This is a genomic window from Vibrio sp. 1249-1 (assembly GCF_033340495.1).
Map to the genome: position 1 here is coordinate 1 of NZ_JAWOWJ010000037.1, position 5,392 is coordinate 5,392.

The following is a 5,392-nucleotide window of genomic DNA, read 5'->3' on the forward strand; positions in this document are numbered from 1 at the left end:
CACGCTTAAAAATAATAAAAGCAGACTTGACCTGATAGTTTGGCTGTGAGCAATTATGTGCTTAGTGCATCTAACGCTTGAGTTAAGCCGCGCCGCGAAGCGGCGTCGGCTTGAACGAATTGTTAGACATTATTTGCCGACTACCTTGGTGATCTCGCCTTTCACGTAGTGAACAAATTCTTCCAACTGATCTGCGCGGGAGGCCAAGCGATCTTCTTCTTGTCCAAGATAAGCCTGTCTAGCTTCAAGTATGACGGGCTGATACTGGGCCGGCAGGCGCTCCATTGCCCAGTCGGCAGCGACATCCTTCGGCGCGATTTTGCCGGTTACTGCGCTGTACCAAATGCGGGACAACGTAAGCACTACATTTCGCTCATCGCCAGCCCAGTCGGGCGGCGAGTTCCATAGCGTTAAGGTTTCATTTAGCGCCTCAAATAGATCCTGTTCAGGAACCGGATCAAAGAGTTCCTCCGCCGCTGGACCTACCAAGGCAACGCTATGTTCTCTTGCTTTTGTCAGCAAGATAGCCAGATCAATGTCGATCGTGGCTGGCTCGAAGATACCTGCAAGAATGTCATTGCGCTGCCATTCTCCAAATTGCAGTTCGCGCTTAGCTGGATAACGCCACGGAATGATGTCGTCGTGCACAACAATGGTGACTTCTACAGCGCGGAGAATCTCGCTCTCTCCAGGGGAAGCCGAAGTTTCCAAAAGGTCGTTATCAAAGCTCGCCGCGTTGTTTCATCAAGCCTTACGGTCACCGTAACCAGCAAATCAATATCACTGTGTGGCTTCAGGCCGCCATCCACTGCGGAGCCGTACAAATGTACGGCCAGCAACGTCGGTTCGAGATGGCGCTCGATGACGCCAACTACCTCTGATAGTTGAGTCGATACTTCGGCGATCACCGCTTCCCTCATGATGTTTAACGCCGCCATAAGTTGCGGCTTTGTAGTTGATTGTTTTGTGGTAGCGTAGCGTTAAGCCACAAAACAAGCGACGGAAAAGCCGTCAACTTGATGGCCTTGTTAGCCTTATCAGCGCGACTGTGATGTATAAACGTCAAAAATTGAACGACCAATTTTAACAATCGCATCATTTCGCTCTGCCATTGAAGCCTGTGTTTGAGCTAGATAGATGCTCACAATAATTGGGGCTTGATGCTCACTCCACACAACTGCTGTAATACTCCGAGCACCAAATCCGCCAGCACCTGAACGATCCGCAATGTTCCATCCCGCCGGCAATACTGAACGTAGTAAATTACCAGTGACTTGATTGTTCACCATCCAAGACTCTAATTTTTTTTTGTTCATTTCAGATAGCGCTGAACCAAATAAAAATTTATTCAAAGTACTGGCTATTGCCTTAGGAGTTGTCGTATCCCTCAAATCACCGAGCTTACCTTCATTTAAATCAGGCTCAATACGGTCTAGACGAGTCTCTTTGTCCCCAATTTGTCTTAAAAAATCAGTAACGCCTTTGGAGCCACCTACAGCACTTAGGATGATATTTGCCGCAGTATTATCACTTGTAGTCATAGTTGCGAAGCACGCATCATCGAGTGTGATTGCCTGCCCTACTTGCTTTTCTATTACAGGGGAATAGGTCACAAGATCTGCTTTCTTAATCTCGACTGTACTATTGGGATTAACTTTTCCTTGCTCAGCATCATATAGTAATTTAGCGCAAGCTATTGTTTTAAAAGTACTTGTCAACGGGAAGCGCTGATTGCCATTGTAATCCCAGTATTCTCCATTTTGAGTATCAAGAACGGAAACACCTATACGAGCAGAAAGAGAAACTTCAATTGCCTTAACGTCTTGTTCAACTTGCCGAAACTTTGAACTACTTGCAAAAGCATAAAAGATACGCTATTCTTAGCATTTGCTCCATGTCTCAATGCATTAAAAGATTACAAACGCATATAAGGTTACTTAAGATAAATGTCTCTACTTAGTCGCTATGAACAACTTAATTTGATTCAATGTAATAGACGTTACAAGCTCATAATTGCACATTTTTAATGACGTTCAGAGGTCGTCAATAATGAATTTTCTGATAAAAAATATTCTGCTCATTACTCTTTTTGTTCCTTTTGTAACAGCAGCAAACAATACAGACACTAAAACGCTGGAGGTTAAACAATTAACCGATAATATCTATCAGCATATCTCATATAAACATGTTGAGCCTTGGGGGTTTATTGGCGCGTCTGGCTTAATTGTAGTCGATGGAGATGCGGCATACCTGATTGACACTCCTTGGACGACCAAAGCAACCAATCAACTTATTGAATGGATTGAAGATAGAGGTCTCGTACTAAAAAGCGCAATAGTAACTCACTTTCATGAAGATGCGAGTGGTGATTTACCACTTTTAAATGATTTAAAAGTTAACACTTATGCCACTTCACTCACTAATCAACTTCTTAAACTCAATAACAAAGAAATTTCGAATACTGAAATATCGAGCAATGAACTCAAAATTTTCAACGGCATTGCGACAGTGTATTATCCTGGCCCAGGCCATACTGAAGATAACATCGTTGTTTGGTTACCGAATGAAAAGCTATTATTTGGCGGTTGCTTTGTTAAAAGCCTCCGTAATAAAAGTCTAGGTTACACTGGAGATGCAAATATAGGCGAATGGTCGAACTCTATTCAAAGAGTGCTGCAACGCTATCCAGATATAGTCACTGTAGTGCCTGGGCATGGTCAGGTTGGAGACGTTAGTTTACTCCTTCATACACAAAAATTAGCATCATCCGATAAGACTTCTGACAAATAGACAAATAAAGCAAAGGAAAAATAGTGGAGCTAAGAGGTAGTAGAATAAAACTATCACCATTTGATAGTTCAGATAGACAGTTGTTCATAGAAATATCAATGTGCCCCATTATGATGGAGCATGTGTATGAGCCTCTAACTTATCAAGAAGCTGTGGCAGCGTTTGAGTTAAAATCTCAATCTTGGCAGTTTGAAAGTGATCACTGGCTTTCATTTGGTATTGAGGACATATCATCAGGAGAAAAGCTGGGCAGTATTGGATTGAAGGTCATTAATCACAAGGCGCGAATAGCCGAAGTAGGTTACATGATTAAGCAAAGTGCTCAAGGCAGGGGAATTGCTGGAGAAGCTTTAACATTAATTAAGCAATTTGGGTATAGGAAGTATAAACCACCTTTTTGCTCCTCATCCGAAGTATCTTACCTGAAATTCCCTCACTCGTTTACCGCTCAAGCCCCAATTTTAACTGCCGGTCCAGCCTAAACCGCTCTAATAAGGTTCGATTTGGCGGTAAAATCTCTAGCCTGATAGCTCGAGAGATACAAACTGCCCCACCGCCCCGTTTAAAAGTTGGCAGTGTTGAGCAGTGTTGGATTTGGGGTCGTCAGTCAAAGAGACGACTCTGTGATGGATCGAACAGGCTGGGAGTCAGTGGCGGCGCTCGTTCTGGTGGCAGCTCACGCTGCTTGGCGGCATTCGCCTTGGCTGTTTTCTGTTTCAGATGCTTGAGAATCTGCTCAATGACCTTCGGATCTTCGATGCTGGCAATCACTTTGACGTGACCGCCGCAGTGTTCGCAGACTTCAATATCAATATTGAAGACTCGCTTGAGGCGTTGCATCCAGGTCATGGCGCGGTGGCGCTCTGCAGGACTCTTGTCACGCCAGTTAGTATCGAGACCTTCCGATTTGTCGGGCTTCTTGCCCCGCTTGGCGGGTGTTACTTGAACTCGGTGTTTGCTGTTCGGTGCAAAGACGCCGTGGAAGCGTGTGAGGTTGACTCGCGGCTTAGGTACCAACGCAGCGAGTTTGGCGATGAAGTCCAGCGGCTCGAAGATCACATGGGTGGTGCCATTGCGGTACGGAGTTTTGAGCTCGTAACGCACCTGCCCATTGGCGGTTAATGCCAGACGTTTTTCTGAAACCGCTGGCCGACTAATGTAGCGACACAAGCGCTCAAGCTTATCCCGCTGATGCGCTTCGGCCATCACACCGGCGTGTAGCGAGAAACCAGCATGGTTGGCTACTCGACTGCTTGAGTCGGCTTTATCCTCACGCCCTGGCAAGGTTTGCAGGGTGAAGACTTTGCGCCCTTGCTGGGGGCCGACGGCAATGCGATACGTAACCGAAGCACCATGTAATTGAGTCAGCGTATCGTCTTCGCCCTCTTCCAGTGTCAACCACGTATTCTCGGCATCACGCTCCAAAATCCCACGCTTTTCCATGCAGCGAGCGATGCGATGGCTGAGGGTGTGAGCGAGCGTATTCAGCTCATCGTAAGTGGGTGCCTTGACACGATGGAAGCGTTGCTTGCCATAGTCATCTTCGGCATAGACACCATCGAGAAACAGCATGTGGTAGTGGACATTGAGATTTAGCGCGGAGCCAAAGCGTTGGATAAGAGTCACTGAGCCAGTTTGTGCAGAGGCTTTGGTGTAACCGGCTTTTTTGATCAGATGAGTTGAGAGTGTACGATAGACGATACTCAAGACCTGGCCCATCAGCTGGGGATGGCGAGCCAGCAAAAAGCGTAGCTGGAAAGGAAAGCTGAGCACCCACTGGCGAATGGGCTCCTTGGGGAAGACTTCGTCTATCAGCAGCGCCGCACTCTCGGCCATCCGGCGGGCACCGCAGCTAGGGCAAAAGCCGCGTCGTTTACAGCTGAAGGCGACCAGACGCTCGTGATGACAATCCTCGCAGCGAACCCGCATGAAACCATACTCCAGACGGCCACATTGGAGGAGGTCGTTGAATTCTTGTTGGATGTAGCGAGGCAGGTGTTGACCTTGGGCTTCGAGTGAGGCTTTGAAGGCTGGGTAGTGCTGCTCAACCAGCTGGTAGAGCAGCGTCTGGTCGGGTTGGTGGCGTTCGTAACCGTTTGTTTGAGTGGGCGATTGACTCGCCGTGGCGTTCCTTGCCAGCGACATGGGTATCCTCCGCTGATACTGTGGTTATGTACAGTATCAGCGGCTTGCGTTCAGACGTCCAGTCTGGCCCTAGACATCGCTAAATGCTTAACCCGCAATAGCCCTCACGAGTTGTTATCAGCCACTACCGGTTGAGCGAGAAGGTTTTGGGTTCAGGGTGCTATTGCTCCACCAATCACAATACTGAAGCCCCAACTGTTATCAGTTGGGGCTTTTTCTTGTCTGTTTGCGGCGGTTGCGTTTTATCGGTAGTCGTCGAGCTCTGCACCATCCCACATAAGAGCTTAACGGTGCGATCTTCAACGCCATCACACAAAACTTTCTTTTTCACGCACAGTCAACTTATTGGATGTTTTATTAACAACCCAAAAGGAGATATTTAGCGGGCGGCCGGAAGGTGAATGCTAGGCATGATCTAACCCTCGGTCTCTGGCGTCGCGACTGCGAAATTTCGCGA

4 protein-coding genes and 1 pseudogene are annotated in these 5,392 nt (G+C 47.2%); 2 read left to right on the forward strand and 3 right to left on the reverse strand.

The window, feature by feature from the left end; all coding sequences use genetic code 11:
• Positions 1-82: 82 nt before the first annotated feature.
• Positions 83-920, reverse strand: a pseudogene (gene aadA1 / locus R7Z50_RS23945) (ANT(3'')-Ia family aminoglycoside nucleotidyltransferase AadA1).
• Between the two features lie 117 nt (positions 921-1,037).
• The gene (gene blaPSE / locus R7Z50_RS23950) at positions 1,038-1,871 is read right to left on the reverse strand and encodes a PSE family carbenicillin-hydrolyzing class A beta-lactamase (protein WP_181726425.1); all 834 of its coding nucleotides are present in this window, start codon (positions 1,869-1,871) and stop codon (positions 1,038-1,040) included.
• A gap of 178 nt (positions 1,872-2,049) precedes the next feature.
• Between blaPSE and R7Z50_RS23955 the strand changes: the two genes are divergently transcribed.
• Positions 2,050-2,790 (forward strand): subclass B1 metallo-beta-lactamase VAM-1, encoded by a 741-nt coding sequence (locus R7Z50_RS23955; RefSeq protein ID WP_181726415.1) that lies wholly within the window; start codon positions 2,050-2,052, stop codon positions 2,788-2,790.
• 23 nt (positions 2,791-2,813) lie between these two features.
• Positions 2,814-3,272: a GNAT family N-acetyltransferase gene (locus R7Z50_RS23960; RefSeq protein ID WP_181726414.1), complete on the forward strand. Its 459-nt coding sequence runs from the start codon at positions 2,814-2,816 to the stop codon at positions 3,270-3,272.
• A 121-nt stretch (positions 3,273-3,393) separates the two neighbouring features.
• On the opposite strand, the gene R7Z50_RS23965 is transcribed toward R7Z50_RS23960, so the two are convergent.
• Complete coding sequence (locus R7Z50_RS23965; protein WP_000050481.1) at positions 3,394-4,935, reverse strand: IS91-like element ISCR1 family transposase; 1,542 nt, start codon at positions 4,933-4,935, stop codon at positions 3,394-3,396.
• Positions 4,936-5,392 lie beyond the last annotated feature (457 nt).

What these genes read in the sequence shown, in the direction of transcription:
- R7Z50_RS23955 (WP_181726415.1), top strand. Translation starts at nt 2,050, where the DNA reads ATGAATTTTCTGATAAAAAATATTCTGCTCATTACTCTTTTTGTTCCT.
- R7Z50_RS23965 (WP_000050481.1), bottom strand. Translation starts at nt 4,935, where the DNA reads ATGTCGCTGGCAAGGAACGCCACGGCGAGTCAATCGCCCACTCAAACA.